The organism is Actinoallomurus sp. NPDC052274, assembly GCF_040679475.1.
GTDB classification, from domain to species: Bacteria; Actinomycetota; Actinomycetes; order Streptosporangiales; family Streptosporangiaceae; genus Actinoallomurus; species Actinoallomurus liliacearum.
Genome location: NZ_JBFAUT010000017.1, coordinates 1 through 25,475, shown reverse-complemented (window position 1 = coordinate 25,475; position 25,475 = coordinate 1). Strand labels below are relative to the sequence as shown.

Here is a 25,475-nt window from a genome sequence, read left to right as displayed (position 1 = left end):
GGGAGGACCGGTGCGGACCCTGCGCGAGTACGAGGCCGTGGCGCGCGAGCGCCTCGACCCGGTGCACTACGACTACTTCGCGGGCGGCGCGGGCGACGAGGTCACCCTGCGGGCGAACGAGGAGGCGCTGGCTCGTCTGGCGCTCGTCCCCCGCGTTCTGCGCGGCGGCGCGCGGCGGGAGCTCGGCGTGACCCTGCTCGGCACGACCGCGTCGATGCCGGTGCTGGTGGCGCCGACGGCCTTTCACCGCCTCGCCGCTCCCGACGGCGAGCGCGCCACGGTGCGGGCGGTGGCCGCCGCCGACACGATCATGATCGTCAGCATGGCCTCGACCGTGGCGGTGGAGGACATCGCGGCCGAGGCGCCGGGCGCGAAGCTGTGGTTCCAGCTCTACGTCCAGCCCGACCTCGGCTTCACGGAGGCGATCGTCCGGCGGGCGGAGGCGGCGGGCTGCGGGGCCCTCGTCGTGACCGTCGACTCCCCCGCCCTGGGGCGGCGCGAACGCGACGACCGCAACGGCTTCCACGACCTGCCGGACGGCCTGTACTGCGAGAACCTCCGGATCGGCGACTCCCCCGGCCACGTCCGGCAGATCGCGATGTCACCGGAGATCTCCTGGGACCACGTCGCGTGGCTGCGGGACGTCACCGACCTGCCGATCGTGCTCAAGGGCGTCCTGCACCCCGAGGACGCCCGGCTCGCCGCCGACGCCGGCGTCGCCGGGCTCATGGTGTCCAACCACGGCGGCCGCCAGCTCGACACGGTGCCCGCCACGATCGACGTCCTCCCGGACGTCGTGGCCGCCGCGGGCGGCCTGCCCGTGCTGATGGACGGCGGGATCCGGCGCGGCACCGACGTGCTGAAGGCCCTCGCCCTCGGCGCGAACGCGGTGGCGCTCGGCCGCCCGGTCGTCTGGGGCCTGGCCGCCGAGGGCGAGCAGGGCGTCAAGGGCGTGCTGGAACGGATCCGCGACGAGGTCGACCACGCCCTCGTCCAGTGCGGATGCGCGTCGGTCCGGGACCTCGACCGGACGTTCGTCCGATGACGGTCGCGATCCTGGCCGTGGGCGCGGCCGCCCTCCTGCTGAGCCTGCCGTACTGGCTGCCCGGCCGGGTCGTCGCCCTCCGTGTGTGGATCTTCGCCCGCGTCAACGGCGACGAGGGTATCCCGGTGCCCGGACCGCTGGTGGACGTGTCCCGGTTCAAGCAGGTGTACGCCGATCCGGCGGCGGACGGCCGCAGCAGGGGCGCGGCCCTGTCCGACCTGTTCTGGTACTGGCTGGCGCCCGGCCCGCACATCCACCAGGAGCACCTCGAACCCGGGCCGCGCTACGACGAGGTCGCCCGGACGACGCGCGCGATCCTGGCCATGCCGACCGCGCGGGCGGAGGAGCTCACCGCCCGGTGCGTCGAGCGGGGGCTGCGCGGGATCGACGGCACGACGTCCGTACGGCTCCGTGACCTGATGATGCCGATTTGGGCGGAGTTCTACTACGAGGTGGTCTTCGACGAGCCGTGCCCGCCGGAGGCGCGCGACCTCATCGTCGCCAACGCCGACGACGTGGTGACCGCGCTGAAGTGCTGCGGGCTGCGGCACATGAACCGGCGGCTCCGGCTCACCGACTATCTGGAACGCCGCCTCGCCGACGTACGGCATCCGCTGCCGGTGGGGCTGTCGGCACGGGAGCGGGCGCTGTACCTGCAGGGCACCTTCTTCAACACGGCGGTCGTGCAGACGTCGGAGGCCATGACCCACCTGCTGATGGTGCTGGCGGACCACCCGGACGCGCGGGAACGGCTGCGCGACGCCGACGACCGGTACGTCCAGCGGGTGATCGACGAGACGCTCCGGCTGTACCCGCTGTTCGGCGTCGCGCACCGCGTCACCTCGGGCGAGATCCGGGTCGACGACCGTACGACGATCCCGGCGGGGTCGGTGCTTCTCTTCTCCTATCCGGAGTTCCACCGCGCCCGGTTCGAGGACCCCGACGAGTTCCGTCCCGAGCGCTGGGAGACGCTGTCGGCGCGGGACGCCGACCACATCCCGTTCGGGATCGCCGCGAACCGCCCCTGCCCGGCCTGGCACCTGACCCCGATCACGATGCGGGTGGCGGCGCGCGAGGTGGTCCGGCGGTTCGCGCTGCGGACGTCCGCCGCGCACACCCGGTCCGCGCCGAACCGGGGCCCCTGCCTGCTGATCCCCCACGACGCGGCCGTCTCCGGCGTACGACCGGCGGCGCGGCTGGCGGTCATGCGCGTCCGGGACCGCTGGGAGGACGTCTCGCGCAGCGTCGTCCAGCTCGTCCTCGGCGGCTACATGGTGTGGGACGCCCGCCGGAAACGGCTGTGCGAGCGTCATTTCGCGGCCGTCGAGGCGGCCTGCCCCGTCACCGGGAGGTCACGGTGAAACGACACGCGTTCTGGATCGGCGCCCTGCTGGTCACGGCCGGCGTGCTCATGCACGTCCCCGACTACGTGATGGCCCGGCACGACCACTACATGATGGCCGGGATGCCGATGGGCCGGACGATGTCGCTCGGCATGACCCTCATCGTGATCGGCCTCGCCCTGTGCACGTGGTGCCTGCTGCCCGGGCGGGAGGAACGGGCCGCCCGGGCGCGGCGCGCCTCGGCCGTGCCGTACGCCGCGCTCGACGAGTCGCCGCTGACGCGCGCGCACTGGCTGCTCGTGGCCGTGCTGACGATCGGCCTGGTCGTGGACACGATGAAGCCGGCCTCGCTCGGTTTCGTGGTGCCCGGCATGGCCGACGAGTACGGGATCAGCACCAAGGCGGCGGCGTCGCTGCCGTTCGTCGCGATCACGGGCACGGTCACCGGGTCCGTGCTGTGGGGGTTCCTCGCCGACGTCTTCGGCCGCCGGTCGACGATCCTGCTGTCCGCGATCATCTACATCGCCACGTCGATCTGCGGCTTCATGCCCAGCCTCGGCTGGAACCTCGTCATGTGCTTCTTCATGGGCGCGTCGGCCGGCGGCATGCTGCCGACGGTGTACTCGCTGATGGCCGAGTCGATCCCGGCCCGGCGGCGCGGCGGGCTCATCGTGCTGCAGAGCGGGCTGGGCGCCGCGCTCGGGTACCTGGTGGCCAGCGGCGCGTCCGCCCTGCTGGTCCCGCACTTCGGCTGGCGGATCCTGTGGGTGCTGGGCGCGCCGACCGGCGCGCTGCTGCTCCTGCTGAGCCGCTGGATCCCGGAGTCGCCGCGGTTCCTGCTGTCGGTGGGCCGGGAGGAGGAGGCGGCCCGGGTGATGGCGCGGTACGGGATCACGACCCGCGCGTCCGGCGCCGCGCCCGTGACCCCGCCCGCCTGGTCCTCGTTCCGGTCCCGGATCCGCGCGCTCCTGGTGCCGCCGTTCCGCCGCCGCACGCTCACCATCACCCTGTACGGCCTGGGCTGGGGCATCGTGAACTGGGGCTTCATCACGTTCCTGCCGACGTTCCTGGGCGACGGCGGCAAGCACTCGGCGGGCGGGCTGTTGTTCTTCTCCTCGCTGTTCGCGGTGCCGAACACCGCGCTGGCCGCCTACCTGTACGGGCGGTGGGGCAGCCGCCGGACCATGTTCTGCTACGCCGCGATCACCGGCGGGGTGCTCGTGCTGTTCCCGGTGCTCGGCGTGGACGCGGACCGGGGCCGGGCGCTCCTCCTCGTCCTGCTGGTCACGCTGCTGGCCGGGGCCGGCGGCATGATCGCGCTGCTGTCGCCGTACTCCACCGAGGTCTATCCGACCGCCCTGCGCGCGGGCGGCAGCGGCCTGGCCGCGGCGGCGGGCAAGATCGGCGGCATGCTCGGCCCGCTGCTGCTCACCTCGACCCCCGAGCCGGCCACGATGGCGCTCGTCGTCGCGGTTCCCGTCGGCGCGGCGGCGCTGGTGCTGCGGCTCACCGGAATGGAGACCGCGGGGCGGCCACTGGTGGAGGCGGAGACGGGTTGACCTCGACATGCCCGGTGCGGGACGTCGCGTGCTCGGGGCGGGGGGCCGGGGGCAGGCGTACGGTGAAGGCCGCGCCCGCGCCGGGCCGTCCGTCCACCTCGATCGTGCCGCCGTGGCCGTCGACGACCTCGCGGACGAGGGCCAGTCCGAGGCCGAACCTGCGGCCCGTGCCGTGCTCCCCGCGGGCGAACCGGGTGAACAGCCGCTCGGCGTCTCCCGGGTCGAGTCCGACGCCGTCGTCGCGGACCTCCAGCGCGACCGCGCTCTCGCTCCGGGTCAGCGTCACCGTGATCCGCCCGCCCGGGGCGATGTGGCCGAAGGCGTTGTCGATCAGCGAGGTGACCACGCGCCGCAACGCCGGCTCCACGCCGCGGACGACGTACGGCCCCGCGTCCCGGCGCCGGACCTCGACGGTGGCCTGGCGGGCCTCGGCGCGGGCGCTCTCGGCGGTGACCAGGTCCTCGGCGAGGACTCCGAGGTCCACCGCGCCGAACGGCCGCTGGGTCTGCCGGAGCTGCGCCGACAGGAGCAGGTCGTCGATGACCTCGCCGAGCTGGCGGGTGCCGGTGACCATGCGCCGCAGCTCGGCGGCCAGGTCCGCCGGGTCGCCGCCGGGACGCAGCCGGCGCTCCATGAGCTGCGCGCGGGTGTGCAGCTGGGTCAGCGGCGTGCGCAGCTCATGGCTCGCGTCGGCGACGAACCGGCGCTGGCGGGCGAGGGCCTCCCCCAGCGGCGCGATCGCCCGGCGGGAGAGCAACTGGCCCACGAGCAGCGCCGCCGCCAGCCCGGCGGCCTCGGCCGCGGCGAGCGCCTCGTAGAGCCGGCGGCGCTCCTCCACCTGGTAGCGCAGGTCGATGGCCGCCTGCCGGACCACGCCGCCGCGCACCGCCGTCCGTACGACGTAGGCCCGGCCGCCGACGGTGACGCGTCCGACCCTGGTGCGGTGGTCGGCCGCGACCCTGCGCAGCACCGAGCGCACGGGCAGGTCCGCGGGCGCGCCGGGCGAGGTGGTCAGGGCGTTCCCGCGCAGCTCGAACAGCCAGATGCAGGGCGGCGGGTGGGCGAGGTCGGCCTGAGCGACCGCGAGGGCGAGGTCGCGTCGCGCGGAGGACTCCTGGCCCTCGATCGTCACGCAGTAGACGAGCATGCCGACGAGCGCCACGATGAGGGTCACGGCCCCGGCCACCTGCGCGGTGATGACGGCGCGGGCCCGGACCAGCAGTCGCCGTTCGAGGTCCGGGGGTCTGGTCACGGCGCCGCTCCCGGTCGGGCGGTCAAAGCTCGCCCGCCCGGTAACCCACGCCTCGTACGGTGCGGACGACCGTCCGGCCGAGCTTGGTGCGCAGGTAGTACACGTAGGTGTCGACGATGGACTCGGCCGGCGCCGCGTCGAAGACGCGCTCGCGCAGCGCGGCGCGGGTGTGCACCTGGTCGGGGCGGCTCGTCAGCACGCGCAGCAGCTCGTACTCCCGTCCCGACAGCGTCACCTGCGCGCCATCCGGGAGGGTCACCACTCTGGTCGCGAGGTCGAACCGGCCGGCTCCCAGCGGCAGGACCTGGGCGGTGTCCCGGTTGCGGCGGTGCAGCGCGCGTACCCGTGCCAGCAGCTCGTCGACCTCGAAGGGCTTGACGAGGTAGTCCTCGGCGCCCGCGTCGAGCCCGGCGACCCGGTCGGCGACGGCGCCGAGCGCGGTGAGCACGAGCACCGGGGTGACGACCGCCCGGCGGCGCAGCCGGACCAGCAGGTCCAGACCGTCGATCGCGGGCAGGCCCCGGTCGATGATCATCGCGTCGTACGGCCGGCTCAGGCCGAGGTGCAGGCCCCGCTGGCCGTCGCGTGCGACGTCGACGGAGTAGCCCTCCTCGGCGAACAGCCGGCCCAGCATCTCGCTGAGCTCGTCGTCGTCCTCGACGATCAGGAGGCGGGCCCGTGCCGCGGCACGCGGCTCGGGCTCGGCGATTACTGACAGCATTCGTCATCCCAGAGAGGATCTTGGTCAGGACTCGGGAGAACCGTAGATCCTGCCGGGTCACCGCCACAAGGGACGAATACGTCATCTCGGCCTTCGCCACATAGGCGCCTGCCATCGCCCGACCACCCCGCAAACAACGTGAAACTGGTATACCCGGGCGGCGACACCGGCACCCAGAACCGGTTCACCGCGCTGCGGTCGTTCAAGGTCCTGGCCTGCACCGCCTCGGCGACCGTCGACTGCTCGAACACCGCCGACTACCGGACCGTCTACACGAGCGCGAAGGACGCCTTCCCGTCCGTGCGGCCCCGCCCGGTCGCGCCCGACCTGACCATGCGGTCCTTCACCATCCCGCGGACCACCGCCACGCACCTGCGCCTCGAGGTCGCCGCCTCGCAGTGCACCGGTGGACCGGACTACGCGGGACAGCGGACGAACGACCCGAACGTCCCGACCGACTGCACGACCGGAAGCGCGATCTCCGGTCAGGTCAGGGCGGCCGACTTCCAGGTCTTCGCCCGCTGACCCGGCCGCCGGCGGGCCCGCCCTCGGCGGCGGGCCCGCCGGTCCGCGCTCTCACCGGTGGGCCCGCCGGCGCCGTCAGGCCGGGAGATCCGCCGGGGGCGCGGGGTCCGCGTCCAGGGTCGCCAGCGCCTGCCGGACCCGCCCGCCGGACGTCTCCAGCGCGGCCCGGCACTCATCCGGCGTCACCGCGGTGCGCCGCCGCGCGAGCAGGTAGACCAGCGCGGTCTTCAGGTCGCCGCAGAGATCGATCGCCGCCGCGCATTCGGCGTCGTCCGCCCCGGTGGCCTGCACGAGCAACTCCATCGACCGGCCGCGGAGCTTGGCGTTCGTCGCCCGCATGTCGACCATGAGGTTGCCGTAGGTGTGTCCCAGCCGCACCATCAGCGCGGTCGAGAACGCGTTCAGGATGAGCTTCTGCGCGGTGCCCGCCTTGAGCCGGGTGGAGCCCGTGATCGCCTCCGGGCCGGTGTCCGCGACGAGCAGGTAGTCCGCGAGCTCCGCCAGCGGGGCGTTCGGGTTCGAGGTGATGAGCGCCGTGGCCGCCCCCACGGCGCGGGCGGCCGTCAGCGCCGCCCCGACGTAGGGGGTACGGCCGGAGGCGGCCAGGCCGATCGCCACGTCCGCCCCGGTCACGCCGGTGGCGTCGGTTCCGTCGTCGTTGTCCTCGGCGTTCTCGACGGCGCGTACCAACGCCGTGGCGCCGCCGGCCTGATGGGCGATGACCACGTCGTCGGGCAACCCGAATGTCGGGAGCAGTTCGGCCGCGTCGAGCACGCCGAGCCGTCCGGACGTTCCCGCGCCGAAGTAGTGCACCCGGCCGCCGGCGGCGACCCGCGCCGCGGCGTCGTCCACCAGCGCGGCCAGCCGGGGCAGCACCACGGCGACCGCGTCGGGTACGGTGCGGTCCTCCTCGTGGAGCAGGCGGACGAGCTCAAGCGTCGGCACGGCGTCGAGCTCGGCGGTCCGGGCGTTGACCTGCTCGGTCGGGGACACGACCCGGATTCCGGAGTGGTTCACGAACGGCCTTCCTGTCTGGGACTCTTTCAGCGGGCCTCGCTACCGCGCGGTCGGGGCGTTGCCCGAAGTGGAACGGCGGGTGACGACGGCCTCCCGTGTCGCCTCGAGCGCGGCGATGGCCTGGTCGTAGCGGCGCTGGGCGACCGCGGTGAACAGCACGTCGACCACGCACAAGGCGGCGATTCGGGATGCTGTCGCGCCCGAACGGAAGGTCGTCTCCCGATCCACCGTGGTCAATAAAACGTCCGCCGCGGCGGCGAGCGGTGAGTTCGGTACGCCGGTCAGCGCGATGGTCAGGGCGCCGCGCGCGCTCGCCTCACGGATGACATCGACGACGTCCGGGGTCGTACCGGTGTGCGACACGCCGATCGCGACATCGGCCGGGCCGAGCAGCGCGGCGGCGGTCAAGGCCGCGTGGGTGTCGTGCCAGACGTACGCGATGAGCCCGATCCGGTGCAGTTTCTGCTGCAGGTCGAGTGCGACGACGGCGCTCGCCCCCACGCCGACGATGTCGACCCGGCGCGCGCCCGCGGTGAGCGCGACCGCCTCGGCGAGCGCCGCCCGGTCGAGGTTGCGCGCCGTGTCGGCGATCGCCTGCTGGTCGGTGAAGGTGACGGTGTCGATGATCGAGTCGAGGTCGTCGTCGCGGCTGATGTCGCTTCCGACACGGCGGTTCGCCGCCCGCTCCTGCTCGCGTCCCGACTCCGCCGCGAGGGCGATCCGGAGCTCGCGGTACCCGCGCAGCCCGAGCTCCTGGCACAGCCGCAGCACCGTGCTCTCCGACGTCTGCGCGGCCCGCGCGAGTTCGGAGATGGTCTGGGCGGCGGCGTGCGCCGGCGCACGCAGGATGTAGGCGGCGACGCGCCGTTTCGACGGCACCAGCGTCGGCTGGAGCCCCCGCAGTCTGGTCAGGACGTCCTGCTGGTGATCCTGAGAGTCGTCGGCGGCCATGTTCACCGGCCCGTCCCCTCCGCCGTCGCCTCGCTGCTCGTGACGTGGCAGGCCAGCCGATGCCAGCCGGCTTCCGGCAGCATGAGCGGTTCGACACTGCGGCAGCGGTCCTCGACCAGCGGGCATCGCGGGTGGAAGCGGCATCCCGAGGGCGGGTTCGCGGCGTCCGGGACCTCCCCGGTCACGACCAGGTCGGCCGGCGGAGCGTCGAGCCGTGGGTCGGCGATCGGCACCGCCGCCTGCAGCGCACGGGTGTACGGGTGTCCGGGGGTGTCGGAGACGGCGTCCCACGGCCCGTACTCGACGATCTTGCCGAGGTACATCACCGCGACATGGTCGGCGAGATGGCGCACCATGCCGAGGTCGTGAGAGATGAACACGAAGGTCAGTCCCAGCTCGGTGCGCAGCCGGGCCAGCAGGTTGATGATCTCCGCGCGGACCGACACGTCCAGCGCCGATACGGGTTCGTCCAGCACGAGGACCTGCGGCTCGACGGCGAGCGCGCGGGCGATGCCGATGCGTTGCCGCTGCCCGCCGGAGAGCTGGTGGGGGTATCGGTCCGCGGTCGCCGGCGACAACCCGACCGTCTCGAGCAGTTCACCGACCCGCGCCGTACCGGACGGCAGCCGGTGCACCGTCAGGACCTCGGCCAGCGCGGCGCCGATCCGCTGCCGCGGGTCGAGGGAGGCGTATGGGTCCTGGAAGACGAGCTGGATGACGCGCCGCAGTTCCCGCAGTTCCCGCCGCTTGGCGAGGTCGATGCGGCGGCCCAGGATCTCGACGCTTCCGGAGTCCGGCCGTTCGAGCCGGGTCAGCAGCCGCGCGAGCGTCGACTTCCCGCAGCCGCTCTCCCCGACGACGCCGAGCACCTGACCGCGCTCGACGCTCACACTCACGTTGTCGAGCGCGTGGACCTCGCCGCGCCCCGGGGTCCGGTAGCGCTTGACGACGTCGCGGACCTCGATCGCGATCTCGCCGGAGGAGTTCCCTCCACCGGGCGTCGGCCTGTCAGGCACGGGTGGTCACCCCCGCGGACGGTGCGCGCCATTCCCCGCGCGGCACCCAGCATGCGGCTCGGGAGCCGGCACGGTCGATCAATGGAGGTTCCTCCGTGTCGCAACGGTCCTGTCGCTCCGGGCAGCGCGGCGCGAACGGGCAGCCCGGCGGAAGCGCGGACAGCGCGACCGGGCTGCCGCCGATCTGCGGCAACGGCGCCTGGTGCGGATCTTCTGGCGTCGGCAGCGAGCGCAGGAGACCGTCGGTGTAGGGATGGTGAGGGGTGGCGAACAACTCGCGCGTACGGGCCAGTTCGGCGACCCGGCCGGCGTACACGACGGCGACCCGATCGGCGATCCGCGCCACCACGCCGAGGTCGTGGGTGATCCAGACGACGGCGAGCCCGTACTCGTCCCGCAGCCTGGCGACCAGCTGAAGGATCTGCTGCTGGATCGTCACGTCCAGCGCCGTGGTCGGCTCGTCGGCGATGAGCACCTTGGGCCGGGGCGCGATCGCGCACGCGATCAGCACCCGCTGCCGCATGCCGCCGGAGAGCTGGTGCGGGTAGAGCCGCATCAGCGCCCGCGGCGACGGCAGGCCGACCTCGCCGAGCACGGTCACCGCCCGCTCGTGGGCCTCCTCCTTCGACCAGCCGTGCGCCCGCAGCCCCTCGGTCACCTGTCTGCCGATGCGCATCATCGGGTTCAACGACGTCATCGGGTCCTGGTAGACCATGCCGATCTCGGCGCCGCGAACGGCACGGCGCTCGGCCTCGCGCAGCGCCACCAGGTCCCGGCCCTCCAGGAGGACCTGACCGCTGGTGACGGAGGCGCCGGTCGGCAGCAGGCCGGCGATGCTCAGGGCGGTGAAGGACTTGCCCGAACCGGACTCGCCCACGACCGCCAGGGTCTCGCCGCGGTCGACTTCGAGGTCGACGCCCCGCAGGATCTCCAGCGGCCCGGACGGAGTGCGGATCGCGGTGTGCAGACCGCGTACCGCCAGCATCGGTTCGCTCATGGGCGGGAGTCCCTTCGCGGGTCGAGAGCGCTGCGCAGGCCGTCGCCGAGGAGGTTGAGCGCGATGACCGCGACGACGATCGCGAGCGCCGGGAAGGTCAGCGTCCACCACGCGTCCGCGACGGTGTTACGGGCCTCGGAGACCATCAGGCCGAGGCTGGGGGTCGGTGGCCGGGTTCCCAGGCCGAGGAACGACAGCGCGGACTCGGTGAGGATCGCCCAGGACAGCGCCAGCGTCACCTGCACGATGATCGGCGCGCTGACGTTCGGCAGCACATGACGCAGGAGGATCCGCGGCAGTGGCGTGCCGAGCACCCGCTGCGCCTTGACGTACTCCGAGGCGCCGACCGCGAGTGTCGGGCCCCGCGACACGCGGGCGAAGATCGGCGTGTAGACGACGGCGATCGCGATCGCGGTGTTCTGCCATCCGCTGCCCAGGGCGCTGACGACCGCGAGCGCCAGCAGGATCGCGGGGAACGCGAAGAGGATGTCGACGAAGCGGCTGACGACCTGGTCCACCCAGCCGCGGAAGAATCCGGCGCTGATGCCGAGGATCGAGCCGATCACGGCGGCCACCGCCACCGAGACGGCCGCGACCCGCAGTGACGTCCAGATCCCGACGGCGGCCCGTGCGGCGATGTCCCGGCCGAACTGGTCCGTGCCGAACCAGTACCGGCCCGAGGGACCCTGCAGCCGGGCGGCCGGGTGCTGCGCGATCGGGTCGTTCGGCAGCACCCCGAACGCGCCGAGCACGGCGATGACGACGAGCAGCATGATGACGGCGAGGCCGATCCGCCCGTTGCGGTCCCGCCAGACCCGGGCGAGCAGCCGGGACCGTCCGGGCGCGGCGGGGGCGGAGCCGACGGGCTCGGCCACCGGGGTGGGAAGAATGCTCATGTGGCACGCGTCCGTGGGTCGATGATCCGGTAGAGCAGGTCCACGAGCAGGTTGACGAGGACGAACAGCACCGCGATGACCAGCACCGTGCCCTGTACCACCGGGTAGTCCCGGTTGGAGATGGCGGTGAACAGCAGGCGTCCCATCCCGGGCAGCGCGAAGATCTGTTCGATGATCAGGGTGCCGCCGAGCAGATAGCCGAACTGGATGCCGGTCAGCGTGACGATCGGGATCGTGGCGTTACGCAGGATGTGCGAGTTCCGGACCCGGCCCGGCGACAGCCCCTTGCCCCGTGCGGTGCGCACGTAGTCGGCCTCGGCCATCTCGACGTACTCCGATCGGGTCGTGCGCATGACGTTGGCCGCGAACGCGACCGCGAGCACGAGGGACGGGTAGAGGATCTGACTCATGTTCCCCCCGACGGAGCGGGTCAGCGGCACGAACGTGCCGGTGTCGGGGAAGTAGTGGAAGGCCTGAGCCAGGAACGTCACCATGGCGGTGCCGAGCACGAACTCCGGGATGGCCAGGCCGACCAGCGACGCGCCCTGGGTGAGCGAGTCGGAGGCCCGTCCCGGCCGGCTGCCGGCGAGCACGCCGAGCACCACGCCGAAGGCGGTGCCGATCAGCGCCGACAGCACGGCGAGCTCGACCGTCACCGGCAGCGCCGAGGCCACCAGGCCGGTGACGGACCGGCCACTGGTCAGCGACAGGCCCAGGTCACCGCGCGCGACGCCCGAGATCCACGTCCAGAGCTGGGAGAACCAGGACTGGTCGATCCCGTAGAAGTGCTCGAGCGAGGCACGCTGCGCGGGGGTCAGCGTGCCCGACTCGATGCCGAGGGAGGCGGTGATCGCGTTTCCCGGGATAGTGCGCAGGACGACGAAGACGACCACCGTCACCCCCAGCAGGGTGATCAGCGCGCCCAGGAGCCGGGCCCCCAGCCATCGCAGGTTCAGCATCGGCTCGCCGCTCTCAGGACGCGCTGGTCAGCGAGCTGAGCAACTCGTCCGGCCGCGGCGTGAACCCGTGGACGCCCGAGCCGACCAGGTAGTAGTCGTCCGAGCGGAACATCCAGACCCACGGGGACTCGGCCAGCAGCTCCTTCTGGAGGTTGCGGAAGGTCTCCTGCCGCTTGCCGTCGTCGCTGGTGGAGTTGCCCTGGTTGAGCAGGTCGGACAGCGTCGAGGAGTCCAGACCCGCCGGCTTGGCGAGGCTGCCGCCGGAGGTGTAGTAGCGCCCGTACATCAGGAACGGATCGTACGAGCCGCCGTTCAGCGCGACGGCGGCGTCGTAGTCCGCCGCGAGCCACGCCGACACATACGGCCCGGTGGACAGCTGCTTCAGCTGGAGGTTCACACCGATCTTGGAGAGCTGCGACTGGACGTTCTGGGCCTCGGCGTTGGCGGTGGCGTACTCGCCGGTCTCGACGATGGTGGTGAGGGTGAAGCCCTTCGCGTAACCGGCCGCGGCCAGCATCGAGCGCGCCTTGGCGACGTCACCCGGCGTACAGGGCAGGCCGTCCGTCGCCGAGTAGGAGAACGCCGGGCTCGTGATGGGGCCGGTCACGGTGCCGTCGCCGTAGGCCGCCGTCTGCACCACCTGGTTGCGGTCGATGGCGCAGCTGATGGCCTGCCGCACCCGCTGGTCGCGCAGCGGGCCCTTCTGGCCGTTGAGCATCAGGACGTGGTACGCCAGGGCCGGCTGCTTGGCGAGCGCGTACTTGTCGGACTTGCCGGCCTGGCGGGCGACGCCGGGGTCGGAGAGCAGGCCGAGCTGGAACGCGCCGGCCTTCATGCCGGACAGGATCGACGACTCGTCCGGGATGACCCGGAACTCAAGTTTCTTGATCTTCGGCGCGCCGCCGTAGTACTTCGCGTTGCCGGTGAGGACCACCTGCTGGCCGGGGTTCCAGCCGTTCCAGGCGAACGCTCCGGTGCCGTTGGGCTTCTTGCCGACCGTCCCGGCGGCGATGTCCTTGGCCGACTCGATCGAGGAGTTGACCGACGCCAGCGAGTAGAGGAGCGACGCCGACGGCTTGGACAGGTGCAGCACCACCGTCGCGGCGTCCGGGGCGTCCACCTTCTCGATGGCGGTGAGGTTGGAGCGGGCGACCGCGCCGGTGCTCTGGTTCAGGATCCGCTCGATCGACGCCTTGACGTCGCTTGAGGTGAACGGCGAGCCGTCCTGCCAGGTCACGCCCGTGCGAAGGGTGAAGGTGACGGTCCGCCCGTCGGGCGAGATCTTCCACTGGGTCGCCAGGTCCGGCTGGATCTGACCGGTGGGGCTGGTCGCGACCAACCTCGAGTAGACGAGGCCCAGTGTCTGCTGCGTCTGGAACGCCGTCGCCAGGTGCGGATCGAGCTTGTCGATGTCGCCCGTTCGCGCGACGACGAACGTCGAGGCGCCCGGTGAGGACGAGGAGTTCTGCGAACCGCTGGGCGAGCAGGCGGCCAGCGCCGCGACGGCGGTCGCGGCGACGGCGGTGACGGCGACGGAGGTGATCCGGTTCCGGATACCGCCACGACCGGGCGAGTTGGGGGGTGTCATACGAGGTCCTCCGAGCAACGGGTTGCCGCAGAGGTTAACGGTTGACCTTGATGACAGACAATAGGTGAACCATTAACCTGTGCCCGTGTCCGAAATCACCCGCCTCACCGCGGACCCGCTGGTCACCGTCGTCACCGACCTGCTGAGCGAGTCCTTCGACGAGGGAGCCGCGCCCCCCGGGGCGCTCGTCGCCGTCGCCGAAGGCGGCCGGATCCGCTACGCCGCCGGCGGTGTCGCACGGCACGACGCGACCGGCCCGCCGGTCGAGATGGGCTGGGACACGAGGACGGACGCCGGGTCGGTCAGCAAGATCGTCGGTACGACGGCCGCGCTGATGGCGCTGGTGGACGCCGGCGAGGTCGCTCTGGACGCGCCGATCGCGCGTCACCTTCCGGAACTCGACCGGCACGGCACCGTCCGCGACCTGCTCGAACACCGGGCCGGTCTGTGGGAATGGTGGCCGCTGTACCTGAAGGGCGCTCGCGGTGACGACGCCGTCTCACTCGCCGCCGGCCTGCCGCTCCGCTACCGGCCGGGCGAGGGACGGCACTACTCGGACCTCGGGTTCATCCTGCTCGGCGCGCTGGTCGCACGCGTCGGCGGCGACCTCGCGGCGACCGTGGACGACCTGGTGCTGCGGCCTTACGGGCTGACCGAAACGCGCTACGCCACGCCCGCGCCCGGCGGGCCGGTGGCCGCGAGCTCGAACGGCGACACGATCGAACAAGGCATGATCACCTCCGGGACCCCGTACCCGGTCGACGGCGCCGTCACCGACTTCGCCGGCTGGCGTGACCACGTGCTGGTCGGGGAGGTGAACGACGGCAACGCCTTCCACGCGTTCGGCGGAGTCGCCGGGCACGCCGGGCTGTTCACGACGGCCGCCGACCTCCTGCGGTTCGCGACGGGCCTGCTGAGCCGGCTGGACGGTGCCGGGCCGATCCGGCGTGACACGGTCGCGGGGTTCCTCACCGCCGGCGCCGCCCCTCATCAGGCGCTGGGATTCCGGGTGTGGGACCTTCCGTCGGGTCCCGCCTTCGGGCACACCGGCTTTCCCGGAGTCGCGTTCGCGGTCCTGCCCGAGCGCCGGGCCGCCGTGGCGATGATCACCAACCGGCTGCACGCGAGCGGCCCGCCCCGAGCGACCGAACCGATGTGGCTGCGGGTGCTCGCCGCGGCCGAGGCCCACCTGAGGAGGCCCTGATGGACCTGACCGTCATCGGCATGATGTGTGGCACGTCCTATGACGCGGTCGACGCCGCCGCCGCCGACTTCTCGCTGACCGGGGAGGAGATCGTCTGCCGTCCGCGCGGGCTGTACAGCGAACCCGTTCCGGACGGGCTCCGAGCCCGGATCGCGGCCGCCCTGCCACCGCACCCCACCACCATGGAAGAGGTGTGCCGGCTCGACACCGAGCTGGGCCGGCTGTTCGGCTCGGTCGCGGCGGCGGCCAACGAGCGCCTCACCGGCGGTGGCGCCGACCTGATCGTCTCCCACGGGCAGACCGTCTTCCACTGGGTCGAGGGCACGCACGCGCTCGGCACGCTGCAACTGGGCGCCGCCGCCTGGATCGCCGAGGCGACCGGCGTGACCACCGTCTCCGACCTGCGTACGCGCGACCTGACGCGGGGCGGCCACGGCGCGCCGCTCGCCTCGACGCTGGACGCGCTGCTCGTGCTGTCGGACGAGGTACGGCGCGGCTCCCTCAACCTCGGCGGCATCGCCAACATCACCGTGCGCGACGCGGATGGAAACGTGATCGCGTACGATCTCGGCCCCGCGAACGCGCTGATGGACAGCGCCGTCACCGACGCCACGGCGGGCGCCGAGCGAATGGACGCCGGGGGCGCGCGGGCGGCACGGGGAACGGTGCACGCGGAGCTCCTCGACCGGCTGCTCGCCGAGCCGTACTACCGCGCCGCACCGCCCAAGTCGACCGGCAAGGAGCTCTTCCACGCCGACTACGTCCGTGCGGCGGTCGGCGGGCTCGACCTCGGAACCGACGACCTGCTCGCGACGCTCACGGAACTGACCGCACGACTCGTGGCCGACGCCTGCCGGGCGTACGCGCTCGCCGAACTCGTCGTCGCGGGCGGTGGCGTCCGCAACCCGACCCTGATGCGGCGGATCGCCGAGCTCTCGGCGCCGGTGCGCGTTCGGCCGATCGAGGACTTCGGCCTGTCGGCGCAGGCGAAGGAGGCGTACCTGTTCGGTCTGCTGGGCTACCTCTCCGTGCACGGGCTCGAGGGCACCATCGCGTCCGCGACCGGCGCGCGTACCGGCTCGATCCTGGGATCCCTGACACCGGGCGCGACGCCGCTGCGGCTGCCGGAACCCGCGACCGTGCGGCCGCGCCGGATGTGCGTCAAATGATCACCTATCGGCGGGCGGTCACCGGCGACCTGCCCGGGATGGCCGATGTATTCGTGGCGGCGTGGCGGGCCGGGTATCGGGGCGTCGTGCCGGACGAGGTGATAGACGCCCTCGACGCCGGCACCGTCGCGACCGACCTGGCCACGGGGCTGAGCGCCCCCGGGCTGGCGACCGTGCTCGCCGTCGACGCCGGCGGGCGGCCGGTGGGGTTCGCCCGCTACGGCGACGACGCCGACCACCCCGGCGGGGGTTATCTGGCCGCCCTCTACGTCCATCCGGCCGCCTCGGGGGCGGGCGTGGGGCGCGGCCTGCTCCAGTACGCGATCGACGCGATGCCCGGCGTGGACGTCCGGCTGTGGGTGTTCGAGGACAACGACCGGGCGCGCACGCTGTACGAACGAGCCGGATTCCGTCCCGAGGGCGCGCGGCTGGTCGATCCGCGCTGGCGGGCGCCCCAGGTGAGGTATCTCCGCCCGGCCCGGCCGAGCGCCGCCGTGCGCCGGTAGCCCGCGCCGGATCAGTGATCACGGGTTCCCTTACCGGACGCGCGGCCCTATCGTTTCGTGAAACAACTCAGTGCTGCCGGAGGCGTCGATGGCCGAGACGACCGCGTACCGGATCTGTCCCCTGTGCGAGGCCACCTGCGGCCTCGAGCTGACGATCGCGGACGGCCTGGTCACCGGCGCCCGCGGCGACCGCGCCGACGTCTTCAGCCACGGCTTCGTCTGCCCCAAGGGTGCGACCATCGGCGAGCTCGAGGACGACCCCGACCGGCTGCGCTCCCCCATGGTCCGCGACGGCGACGACTGGCGCGAGGTGGGCTGGGAGGAGGCGTTCGCGGCGGTACGCCGCGGCCTCGACGAGGTCACCGGACGCCACGGCCGGCAGGCGCTCGCCCTCTACCTCGGCAACCCGAACGTCCACACCCTGGCGGGCGGCCTGTACGCCGGCCCGCTGGCCCGCGCGCTGGGCAGCACGAACCTCTACACGGCCAGCACGGTCGACCAGATGCCCAAGCACGTCTCCAGCGGCCTGCTGTTCGGCGACCCCTTGGCCATCCCGGTGCCGGACCTGGACCGCACCTCGTACCTGCTGGTCCTCGGCGCCAACCCGCTGGAGTCCAACGGCAGCCTGTGCACCGCCGCGGACTTCCCCGGAAAGCTGAAGGCGCTGCGCCGGCGCGGCGGCACCCTCGTCGTCGTCGACCCGCGCCGCACCCGGACCGCGCGCCTCGCCGACCGGCACCTGCCGATCCGGCCGGGCGCCGACGCGTACCTGCTCTTCGGCGTCGTGCGCACCCTGTTCACCGAGGGCCTGGTCGCCGACACCCCCGGAGTCGACGGCGTGGCGGACGTGGAACGGCTGAGCCGCGACTTCGCCCCCGACGACGTCGCGGACGTCTGCGGGATCCCGGCCGAGGAGATCCGGCGGATCGCCCGCGAACTGGCCGCCGCCCCCAGCGCCGCCGTCTACGCCCGCATCGGCACCTGCACCGCCGAGTTCGGCACGCTCACCAACTGGCTGGTCGACGTCGTCAACGTCCTGACCGGCAACCTGGACCGGCCCGGCGGCGCGATGTTCCCCCTCGCCCCGCACCGCCGCCCCGGCACGGGCAGCGGGCGCGGGTTCCGGACCGGCCGCTGGCACAGCCGCGTCCGCGGCCTCCCCGAGGTGCGCGGCGAGCTGCCCGCCACCACCCTGGCCGACGAGATCCGCACGCCCGGCGAGGGCCGGGTGCGCGCCCTGATCACGGTGGCCGGCAACCCGGTGCTGTCCCTGCCCGGCGGCGAGCGCCTCGGCGACGCGCTCGGCGACCTGGAGTTCATGGTCAGCGTCGACCCGTACCTGAACGAGACGACGCGGCACGCGCACGTGATCCTGCCGCCGCCCCCGCCGAGCCGGTCACCGCACTACGACCTGGCGTTCGGGGACCTCGCGGTGCGCAACACCGCGCGGTACTCCCCGCCCGCGGTCCCGCTCCGAGACGGCGAGCTCGAGGAGTGCGCGATCCTGTCCCGCCTCATCGGCATCGTGTCCGGGCAGGACACCGACGTCGACGAGTCGGCCATCGCCCACCTGCTCGGCAGGGCGATCGCCGACCCGTCCTCGCCCGTTCACGGCCGGGACCCGGCGGAGCTGCTGCCGCGGCTCACCGGCGAGACCCCGGCGCTGCGCCGCCTCGACCTCATGCTGCGCCTCGGCGCGTACGGCGACGGGTTCGGCGCGGTGCCGGACGGCCTGTCCCTGCGCGCGCTGCGGAACGCGCCGCACGGCGTCGACCTCGGCCCGCTGCGGCCCCGGCTGCCCGAGGTGCTGCGGACGCCGTCCGGCCGGATCGAGCTGTGCCCGCCGCCGCTCGCCGAGGACGCGGTACGGCTCCGCGGCGGCCTCGCCCGGCGGCGTACCGGCCTGGTCCTCATCGGCCGTCGCCACCTGCGGTCCAACAACAGCTGGCTGCACAACGTGCCGGGCCTGGTCCGGGGCTCGAACCGCTGCACGCTGCAGGTCAACCCGGAGGACGCCGGCCGCCTCGGGCTGACGGACGCGGGAACGGCGAAGGTGACGGGCGCCGGCGGCACGATCGAGGCGGAGGTGGAGGTCACCGCCGAGATCATGCCCGGCGTCGTCAGCCTCCCGCACGGCTGGGGTCACGGCCGGCCCGGCACGCGGATGGCCGTCGCCGCCGCGCACCCCGGCGTCAACGCCAACGCCCTCATCGACCCCCTCGCCCTCGACCCGCTGTCCGGCAACGCCGTTCTCAACGGAGTGCCGGTGGAGGTCCAGCCCGCCTGACGAGGCGCGGATCAGGATGCGCCCCGCCCGACGAGGCGCCGGGCGGGGTCGGTCCGGCCGATGGCCGGGCGCGCGGCTCAGGCGACGAGCTCGGACTCCTCGTCGGAGCGGGCCGCGGCCGATCCGACGCTCGCCGAGGAGGCGGGGCCGGCCGTCTTCTCGTGCGGGAAGACCCACTTCTTCATCGCCCACCAGCGGAAGGCCATGCCGAGCAGCGTGCCGATGATCATGCCGCTCAGGAAGTCGGAGACCTCCTGGCCGACATGGCTGACGTTCGGGTACTGCAGGTCGAACGCGTAACGCGCCAGATAGAGCGGGATGTCGTTGACGATGATGCCCAGGGCGCTCACGACGAAGAACAGCACCGCCTCGACGTGCCGCCTGCGACCGCCACGGGCCCGGAACGACCATCCGCTGTTCATCAGGTACGACGCGATCGTCGCGACGATGATCGCGATGGTGAGCGCCGTCACCGGCTTGGTCCGCATGACCGTCAGCTTGAGCCCGTAGTTCACCCCGGCGGTCAGCAGGAAGCAGACACCGCCGGTGAAGGCGAACTTCACCAGCTCACGGTGCTTGACCAGCAGCGGGCGCAGTGGCGCGGGGACGCGGGAGAGCGTGATCCGGGTGAGCGACACCCGGGCAGTCTACGGGCCGTAGGACACTGGAGGGGCCCGACCCCGACATGTCCGATGGGTCACGCGGTATCCCCCATCCGGCCCGCGCGTTGTCACCGACCCTCTCACCGAACGCCGCCGACGAGCGCGCGGATCGCCACTAATTCGATGGATTCGCCGACCCGCCTCCCCTAGGGTCGTCGCGGCCCCGAGGTCGTCAGGTCGCCGGTAGGAGTGGATCATGCGAGTGCACTATCCCCGCACTCCCCACCTGCCCTGGTCTCCGGGAGTCGGGGCGGACGACGTGCGCGCCGCCGGCCTGTCCGGGGGCCGGGAGGCCGGGATCGCGGACGGGCACGCCTGGCTCCGTCCGTTCGAGACGGGACCGGCGGCGACGCGCTTCGCGGTGGGGCTGTGCCGTACGCCGCCGGACGCCGTCCGGCTCGCCGCGATCGCCGAGCCCTGGGCCTCGACGTTGCGCGGGGTCACCGTCGCGTGGGCGCCCTGTGGTGGGGTGCCGCCGCTGCGCTGACCCGCCCGCGCACTCGGGGACGACCGGTCTCGAGCGCGGGCGCGCCCCGCACCGTTCGGCGGATTCGCCGATCCGCCCGTCACGGGCGGCGGTCCGGGGTCCCCGGTGGGATGCGCGGTGACCCGACGGGTCGGCACGCTGGCCGGGAGGCGGCCGGCCGGGTCGCTGGACGCGAGACTTCTGGTGCGCCGGTCAGGAGCGGCAGGCCCTGTTCCATCGGAAACGGGACGTCTGGCGCACCGGTCAGGAGCGGCCGACCCGGGTCCGCCGGACGCGGGACGTCCGGCGCGCCGGCTAGGTGTGCTGTCCGGTGGATCACGTGCTGGTCGATCTGTGACGGCGAGGCATGCGTGCGGTACCGGTCGGTCCGCCCGCTTGGTGGGGCGTCGTTTCTGGTGGTGTCTACTCAGCGGAGAGAATTCTCCGCTGAGTAAACACCGGTGGAAGAGGACGGGCGACCCGGGGGTGCGACCTGTGGAGATTGCCCGTTATCTCCCTGAGGGTGGCCGTGCGGGGCCGTACCGGATACTCGGCAAAGGCCCGCCCGTGCTGCCGATATAGGGGCTTTTGCCCTCGTCCTGGACTGCGGTCGCCGAGCATTCGGTACGCCGTGGGCGGCGGACCGACGCCGTCCCGGGGGCCGGCCCGGCCGGCCGGGGTGACGAATCCGCCGCTACCGGACAGTGATCAGCCTGGTCTCCGTACTGTCACAAGACCACCGGGCAGGTCCTAGGGGCGGCCGGCCGGGACGGGGTCCGGTACCGGTTCCGGTGGGAGCCGGGCGGGACGGACCCGCAACGCCCAGGCGGCCCAGCGGGGCAGCCACCAGTTCCAGCGGCCGAACAGCGACACGAGGGCCGGCACCAGCAGCGCGCGGATGACCGTCGCGTCCAGGAGCACGCCGAGGCCGAGGCCGGTCGCGAACACCTTCAGCTCCGTGATCGGCGCGGACGCCAGCGAGGCGAACGCCAGGAACAGGATGAGCGCCGCGCTCGTCACCAGCCGGCCGGTGCGGCCGATGCCCTCGACGACGGCGGTCCGCGTCGACCCGGTCCGGTCGTACTCCTCGCGCATCCGCGCCAGGATGAAGACCTCGTAGTCCATGGACAGTCCGTACAGGAACGCGAACACCATCACGGGGACGAACTCCGTGATCGAGCCGGTGGCGGCGATCCCCCAGATCGGTTCGGACCCGTAGCCGTCCTGCCAGACCAGGACCATGGTGCCGAGGACCGCGGCCAGCGACAGCAGGTTCAGCAGCACCGCCTTCAGGGGCAGCAGCAGCGACCGGAACCCCCGGGCGAGCAGCAGGAACGTCGCCACCGCGATCAGCGTCAGCATCAGCGGGAACGCCCCGTACACGGCCTTGGCGAAGTCGACGCCGACCGCCGCGGAGCCGCCGACCCCGACCCCGGCGGGCACGGCGGCGCGGACGCGCCGGACCGTGTCCTTCCCCGCGGCGGAGCCTCCCTCGGCGGCGGGCAGTACCGCGACCAGCGCCGTTCCGTCGCGACGCCAGGCGGACGTGTCCGGAGCGATGGCGGTGACGACGCCGGGCAGCCGGGTGAGGCGTGCGGCCGTCGCCGCCGGATCTACGCCTCGGGGCACGAGGACGTCGATCGGGGTGAGGACGCCGGTCGGCACGCCGGAGTGGACGAGGGCGGCCCGGCCCTCGTACGCGGGCCCGGACGAGGCGAGGGCGTCGCTCTCCGGGTCGCCCAGGTGCAGGCCGAGGGCCGCGACCGCCAGGGTGACGAGGACCGCGCCGGAGGCGGCGACCGCGGCCCACCGGAACCGTGCGACGCCCCGCGCCCAGGCGGACCAGCCGCGCCCGGCGCCGCCGCCCCTGCGCAGCCGGGGCCGGTCGATCCGCGATCCGAACCTCGCCAGCAGCACCGGCAGCAGGGTGAGCACGGCGACCACGCTGACGATCGGGATGATGATGCCGCCGTAGCCGACGCTGCGCAGGAACGGGACCGGCAGGACGACCATCGCGACCAGTCCGATGGCGACCGCCCCGCCGCTGAAGACGATCGCGCGCCCGGCGGTGGCCATCGCGCGGCGTACCGCCTCGTCGCCCTCGTACCCGGCGGCCTGCTCCTCGCGCCATCGGGTCACCAGCAGCAGCGAGTAGTCGATCGCCACCCCCAAGCCGATCAGCGCGACGATGAACTGCACGATCACGCTCACGTCGGTGACCGTCGTGAGCCCGTACACCACGAGGAACGACGTGAGGATCGAGCACGCCGCGATCAGCAGCGGGACGAGGGCGAGCAGCGATCCGAAGACGAACGCCAGAACGGCCAGCGCGCCGAGTCCGCCGACCAGCGTCTCGGACAGGACGTCAGGGCCGCGGCCCGATCCGCTCTTCCAGCGCCGTGTGCCGGTTCTGGGAGTTCTCTGTCACAGGATTCTCACAGCGTTCTCACAGGGCGACGCGGGACACTGGCCCCGTGACCGACCGCCCCATCCGGGTTCTCGTCGTCGACGACGAGCCCTACCTCGCCGACCTGGTCGCGACCGCGCTGCGCTACGAGGGATTCGAGTCCGCCGTGGCGGGCACGGGCGCCGAGGCGCTCGCCCGGGTCACGGCGTTCCGGCCGGACCTCATCGTGCTGGACGTGATGCTGCCGGACGGGTCCGGGCTCGACACCTGCCGGAGGCTGCGCCGCGAGGGGTGCGAGGCGCCGGTCGTCTTCCTGACGGCCCGCGACGCCACCGAGGACAAGATCGCCGGGCTGACGGTCGGCGGTGACGACTACGTGACCAAACCGTTCAGCCTGGAGGAGCTCATCGCGCGGATCCGCGCCGTGCTGCGCCGGACGAGCCGCCCCGGCGGAACCGACGCGGCACGGCTCGGCTTCGCCGACCTGCAGATCGACGAGGACGCCTACGAGGTGTCCCGGGGCGGCACGCCGCTGGAGCTCACGCCGACCGAGTTCAAACTGCTGCGGTACCTCGTCATCAACGCCGGACGGGTGCTGTCCAAGCGGCAGATCCTCGACCACGTCTGGGACTACGACTTCGGCGGCAACGACGGCGTCGTCCAGACCTACATCAGCTACCTGCGCCGCAAGGTCGACGCCGTGGACCCGCCGCTGATCCACACGGTGCCCCGCGTCGGGTACGTCCTGCGCCTGCCCCGGCCGTTGTGATGTCCCTGCGCAGACGCCTCGTCCTCACCCTGCTGGGCCTGCTCGCCGCCGGCCTGGCGGTCGCCGCGGCGGGCAGCTTCGCGACGCTGCGGGCGGACATCGTCCGCCGGACCGACCGGCAGCTGAACGCGGTCGGCCAGGCGTTGGAGACGGCGATCGGCGACCGCGCCGGCCCCGGCGGCGCCCTCCCGGTCGGCCCGCACGGCGCGTGGCTGGCCCAGGTGCTGGCCGAGAGCGGCGCCATCCCGTCCCTGATGCAGGTTCGCACGGCGGACGGCCGGATCGTCCAGACGTTCGCCGCGCAGGACGCGCCACCGCTGCCGTCCCACCCGGCTCCCTCGGCCGTCACGGCGCGCAACCCCGACGGCGCGCGGATCCTCAAGATCGGCGACCTGCGCCCGCTGGAGGAGATCAGCGGCACGGCACGCGCGATCGGCGCCGGCGACCTGTCCCGCCGCGTCGAACCCGCCGAACCGCGCACCGAGGTCGGACGCCTCGGCCAGGCGCTGAACGACATGCTCGGCCAGATCGAGACGGCCTTCCGCGAACGCGAGGCGTCCGAGGAGCGGCTCCGGCGGTTCATCGCCGACGCCTCCCACGAGCTGCGCACGCCGGTGGCGACGGTCCGCGGGTACGCGGAGCTGTTCCGCCGGGGCGCGGCCGACCGCCCGGACGACCTGGCCAAGGCGATGGCCCGCATCGAGGCGGAGGCCGAACGGATGGGCGCGCTCGTCGACGAGCTGCTCCTCCTGGCCCGGATCGACCAGGGGCGCCCGCTCGACCGGGAACCGGTGGACCTGGCCCGGATCGCGGCGGAGGCCGTGGCCGGCACCCGCGCCGTCGAGCCGGACCGGCCCATCGACCTGGAGGCGGCGGAGGGAGCCGTGGTGCTCGGCGACGCGATGCGCCTGCGCCAGGTCCTCGACAACCTGCTCGCCAACGTACGACGGCACACGCCCGCGGGTGCCCCCGCCGCCGTGCGGATCGATGTCGCCGGCGGCCAGGTGGAGATCTCCGTGACCGACCACGGGCCCGGGCTCGCCGAGGACCAGTGCCGGCGCGAGCGTTTCGTACGGCCGCCCTGCCGCCCACGGCCGCCTCGCCGTACGCAGCCTCACCTCGCCACCCGGGAGGCGGGATCCGGAACCGCAAGATCACGGTCACGCGCCTGACGCATCCCTCGTGACCATGGCATCCAGGACACTGGAACGTTCCGATCATGCGACCGAAACCGCCGTTGCACGTGACGATCGACTTGATTTCAGTCGAATAGATGTTCGATGATTAACGGGTGAGCGAGCTATCGTCGCAGGTCACAGCGGGCTTCTCGCCTCTGGCGGGCATGGACCTGATCCCTGTCCTGCCTGCGCTGCGCGCGGTGATCCCCGGCGGCGGGCTGCGCCCCGGCACGGTCACCGGCGTGGACGGCTCGACCGCGCTGGCCCTCGCGCTGGCCGCCGGGCTCGGGGACCGCTGGTGCGCGGTCGTCGGCCTCCCGGAGGCGTACGTCCCGGCCGCCGCGGCGTTCGGCGGCGCGGACGGCGGCCTCGACCCGATGCGGGTCCTGCTCGTCGACGACCCGGGCCGGCGGTGGGCCGACGTGGTCGCCGCGCTGACCGACGGGTGCGCGATGGTGATCGTACGGCCGCCGGAGGAGCCTCCCGCGCCGGTCGCCCGGCGGCTGACCACGCTGGCGCGCCGGAACGGCTGCGCGCTGGTCACGACCGGTCCGTGGGCGGGCGCGGCCCTGCGGCTGCGCGTCGAGGCGAACCAGTGGTCCGGCGTCGGGGACGGCACCGGCCACCTGCGCGGACGCCGCGCGCTCGTGGCGCTCTCCGGGCGCGGCGCGGCCGCTCCCGGCCGCCGGGTCTGGCTGTGGCTGCCGGGACCGGACGGCGCCGTGACCATCGCCGAACACGAGGGACCGGCACGTCTGGAGGCCGTCGCCGGATGAGGCGCGTGTCACTCCCCGATGCGCCGGCCCTGGTGGTGGGCCGGTGACCGCGCCGCGGGCGCTCGTCGTGTGGTGCCCGGACTGGCCGGTCACCGCGGTGGGCCTGGACGCGAGCACGCCCGCGGCGGTCAAAAGCCGCAAGGTCAAATGTTAGTCCAGAATCGGTCAGCCGCAAGCACTCG

General features: G+C 73.2%; 23 protein-coding genes. 12 read left to right on the top strand and 11 right to left on the bottom strand.

All coding sequences use genetic code 11. The annotated features are described in order from the left end of the window. Positions 1 to 10 precede the first annotated feature (10 nt). Genes AB0K82_RS16735 through AB0K82_RS16725 form a run of 3 tightly spaced genes read left to right on the top strand, consistent with a single transcriptional unit; the run spans position 11 to position 3,947 of the window. Entirely contained in the window at positions 11 to 1,045 is a 1,035-nt protein-coding gene (locus tag AB0K82_RS16735; protein ID WP_364397756.1) for an alpha-hydroxy acid oxidase, read from the top strand. Further along, the gene (locus AB0K82_RS16730) at positions 1,042 to 2,406 is read left to right on the top strand and encodes a cytochrome P450 (protein ID WP_364397754.1); all 1,365 of its coding nucleotides are present in this window, start codon (positions 1,042 to 1,044) and stop codon (positions 2,404 to 2,406) included. The genes AB0K82_RS16735 and AB0K82_RS16730 overlap by 4 nt, the downstream gene beginning before the upstream one ends. After that, complete coding sequence (locus tag AB0K82_RS16725; RefSeq protein WP_364397753.1) at positions 2,403 to 3,947, top strand: MFS transporter; 1,545 nt, start codon at positions 2,403 to 2,405, stop codon at positions 3,945 to 3,947. Before AB0K82_RS16730 ends, AB0K82_RS16725 begins: the two co-directional genes overlap by 4 nt. Here the strand turns inward: AB0K82_RS16725 and AB0K82_RS16720 are convergent. Together AB0K82_RS16720 and AB0K82_RS16715 are read right to left on the bottom strand one after the other, a co-directional pair. Beyond that, on the bottom strand, positions 3,895 to 5,199 hold the full coding sequence (locus AB0K82_RS16720; RefSeq protein WP_364397751.1) for a HAMP domain-containing sensor histidine kinase: 1,305 nt from the start codon (positions 5,197 to 5,199) through the stop codon (positions 3,895 to 3,897). The genes AB0K82_RS16725 and AB0K82_RS16720 overlap by 53 nt on opposite strands. A 22-nt stretch (positions 5,200 to 5,221) precedes the next feature. Then, the gene (locus tag AB0K82_RS16715; RefSeq protein ID WP_364397749.1) at positions 5,222 to 5,920 is read right to left on the bottom strand and encodes a response regulator transcription factor; all 699 of its coding nucleotides are present in this window, start codon (positions 5,918 to 5,920) and stop codon (positions 5,222 to 5,224) included. 138 nt (positions 5,921 to 6,058) lie between these two features. Here AB0K82_RS16715 and AB0K82_RS16710 point away from each other — a divergent pair, with 138 nt between their 5' ends. Beyond that, on the top strand, positions 6,059 to 6,445 hold the full coding sequence (locus AB0K82_RS16710; protein WP_364397747.1) for a hypothetical protein: 387 nt from the start codon (positions 6,059 to 6,061) through the stop codon (positions 6,443 to 6,445). 75 nt (positions 6,446 to 6,520) lie between these two features. Here the strand turns inward: AB0K82_RS16710 and AB0K82_RS16705 are convergent, their stop codons facing one another. From AB0K82_RS16705 to AB0K82_RS16675, 7 genes are read right to left on the bottom strand one after another with little or no spacing between them, the layout of a single operon-like run. Continuing rightward, a complete protein-coding gene (locus AB0K82_RS16705) occupies positions 6,521 to 7,462 on the bottom strand; it encodes an N-acetylmuramic acid 6-phosphate etherase (RefSeq protein WP_364397745.1) in 942 nt (313 codons plus the stop codon). 39 nt (positions 7,463 to 7,501) lie between these two features. Next, positions 7,502 to 8,413: a MurR/RpiR family transcriptional regulator gene (locus tag AB0K82_RS16700; protein WP_364397917.1), complete on the bottom strand. Its 912-nt coding sequence runs from the start codon at positions 8,411 to 8,413 to the stop codon at positions 7,502 to 7,504. A 2-nt stretch (positions 8,414 to 8,415) separates the two neighbouring features. Further along, positions 8,416 to 9,429 carry an ABC transporter ATP-binding protein gene (locus AB0K82_RS16695; RefSeq protein WP_364397743.1) on the bottom strand — a complete coding sequence of 338 codons (1,014 nt, stop codon included), beginning with the start codon at positions 9,427 to 9,429 and terminating at the stop codon, positions 8,416 to 8,418. Beyond that, positions 9,422 to 10,426, bottom strand: a complete 1,005-nt coding sequence (locus AB0K82_RS16690) for an ABC transporter ATP-binding protein (protein ID WP_364397741.1) — start codon at positions 10,424 to 10,426, stop codon at positions 9,422 to 9,424. The genes AB0K82_RS16695 and AB0K82_RS16690 overlap by 8 nt, the downstream gene beginning before the upstream one ends. Further along, a complete protein-coding gene (locus AB0K82_RS16685; RefSeq protein ID WP_364397740.1) occupies positions 10,423 to 11,322 on the bottom strand; it encodes an ABC transporter permease in 900 nt (299 codons plus the stop codon). The genes AB0K82_RS16690 and AB0K82_RS16685 overlap by 4 nt, the downstream gene beginning before the upstream one ends. Beyond that, positions 11,319 to 12,281, bottom strand: coding sequence for an ABC transporter permease (locus AB0K82_RS16680; protein ID WP_364397739.1), 963 nt, complete (start codon positions 12,279 to 12,281; stop codon positions 11,319 to 11,321). The genes AB0K82_RS16685 and AB0K82_RS16680 overlap by 4 nt, the downstream gene beginning before the upstream one ends. A gap of 13 nt (positions 12,282 to 12,294) precedes the next feature. Beyond that, positions 12,295 to 13,869, bottom strand: coding sequence for an ABC transporter substrate-binding protein (locus AB0K82_RS16675; RefSeq protein WP_364397737.1), 1,575 nt, complete (start codon positions 13,867 to 13,869; stop codon positions 12,295 to 12,297). Positions 13,870 to 13,954: 85 nt separating this feature from the next. Here AB0K82_RS16675 and AB0K82_RS16670 point away from each other — a divergent pair, with 85 nt between their 5' ends. The 4 genes from AB0K82_RS16670 to AB0K82_RS16655 all read left to right on the top strand — a co-directional run bounded on the left by AB0K82_RS16670 (position 13,955) and on the right by AB0K82_RS16655 (position 19,035). Then, positions 13,955 to 15,073 (top strand): serine hydrolase domain-containing protein, encoded by a 1,119-nt coding sequence (locus AB0K82_RS16670; protein WP_364397735.1) that lies wholly within the window; start codon positions 13,955 to 13,957, stop codon positions 15,071 to 15,073. Next, positions 15,073 to 16,242, top strand: a complete 1,170-nt coding sequence (locus tag AB0K82_RS16665) for an anhydro-N-acetylmuramic acid kinase (RefSeq protein WP_364397733.1) — start codon at positions 15,073 to 15,075, stop codon at positions 16,240 to 16,242. Before AB0K82_RS16670 ends, AB0K82_RS16665 begins: the two co-directional genes overlap by 1 nt. After that, positions 16,239 to 16,748: a GNAT family N-acetyltransferase gene (locus AB0K82_RS16660; RefSeq protein WP_364397731.1), complete on the top strand. Its 510-nt coding sequence runs from the start codon at positions 16,239 to 16,241 to the stop codon at positions 16,746 to 16,748. Before AB0K82_RS16665 ends, AB0K82_RS16660 begins: the two co-directional genes overlap by 4 nt. 88 nt (positions 16,749 to 16,836) lie before the next feature. Then, complete coding sequence (locus tag AB0K82_RS16655; RefSeq protein ID WP_364397729.1) at positions 16,837 to 19,035, top strand: molybdopterin oxidoreductase family protein; 2,199 nt, start codon at positions 16,837 to 16,839, stop codon at positions 19,033 to 19,035. A gap of 77 nt (positions 19,036 to 19,112) precedes the next feature. Here AB0K82_RS16655 and AB0K82_RS16650 read toward each other — a convergent pair whose 3' ends face one another. Then, entirely contained in the window at positions 19,113 to 19,673 is a 561-nt protein-coding gene (locus tag AB0K82_RS16650) for a GtrA family protein (protein WP_364397727.1), read from the bottom strand. 220 nt (positions 19,674 to 19,893) lie between these two features. Between AB0K82_RS16650 and AB0K82_RS16645 the strand changes: the two genes are divergently transcribed. Beyond that, positions 19,894 to 20,184: a hypothetical protein gene (locus AB0K82_RS16645; protein WP_364397725.1), complete on the top strand. Its 291-nt coding sequence runs from the start codon at positions 19,894 to 19,896 to the stop codon at positions 20,182 to 20,184. A gap of 729 nt (positions 20,185 to 20,913) precedes the next feature. Here AB0K82_RS16645 and AB0K82_RS16640 read toward each other — a convergent pair. Then, a complete protein-coding gene (locus AB0K82_RS16640) occupies positions 20,914 to 22,491 on the bottom strand; it encodes an MMPL family transporter (RefSeq protein WP_364397915.1) in 1,578 nt (525 codons plus the stop codon). Positions 22,492 to 22,637: 146 nt separating this feature from the next. On the opposite strand from AB0K82_RS16640, the gene AB0K82_RS16635 reads away from it, so the two are divergent. The 3 genes from AB0K82_RS16635 to AB0K82_RS16625 all read left to right on the top strand — a co-directional run bounded on the left by AB0K82_RS16635 (position 22,638) and on the right by AB0K82_RS16625 (position 25,293). Beyond that, complete coding sequence (locus AB0K82_RS16635) at positions 22,638 to 23,339, top strand: response regulator transcription factor (protein ID WP_364397723.1); 702 nt, start codon at positions 22,638 to 22,640, stop codon at positions 23,337 to 23,339. Beyond that, entirely contained in the window at positions 23,339 to 24,511 is a 1,173-nt protein-coding gene (locus tag AB0K82_RS16630) for a HAMP domain-containing sensor histidine kinase (RefSeq protein ID WP_364397721.1), read from the top strand. Before AB0K82_RS16635 ends, AB0K82_RS16630 begins: the two co-directional genes overlap by 1 nt. 119 nt (positions 24,512 to 24,630) lie before the next feature. After that, on the top strand, positions 24,631 to 25,293 hold the full coding sequence (locus tag AB0K82_RS16625) for a hypothetical protein (RefSeq protein ID WP_364397719.1): 663 nt from the start codon (positions 24,631 to 24,633) through the stop codon (positions 25,291 to 25,293). Positions 25,294 to 25,475 lie beyond the last annotated feature (182 nt).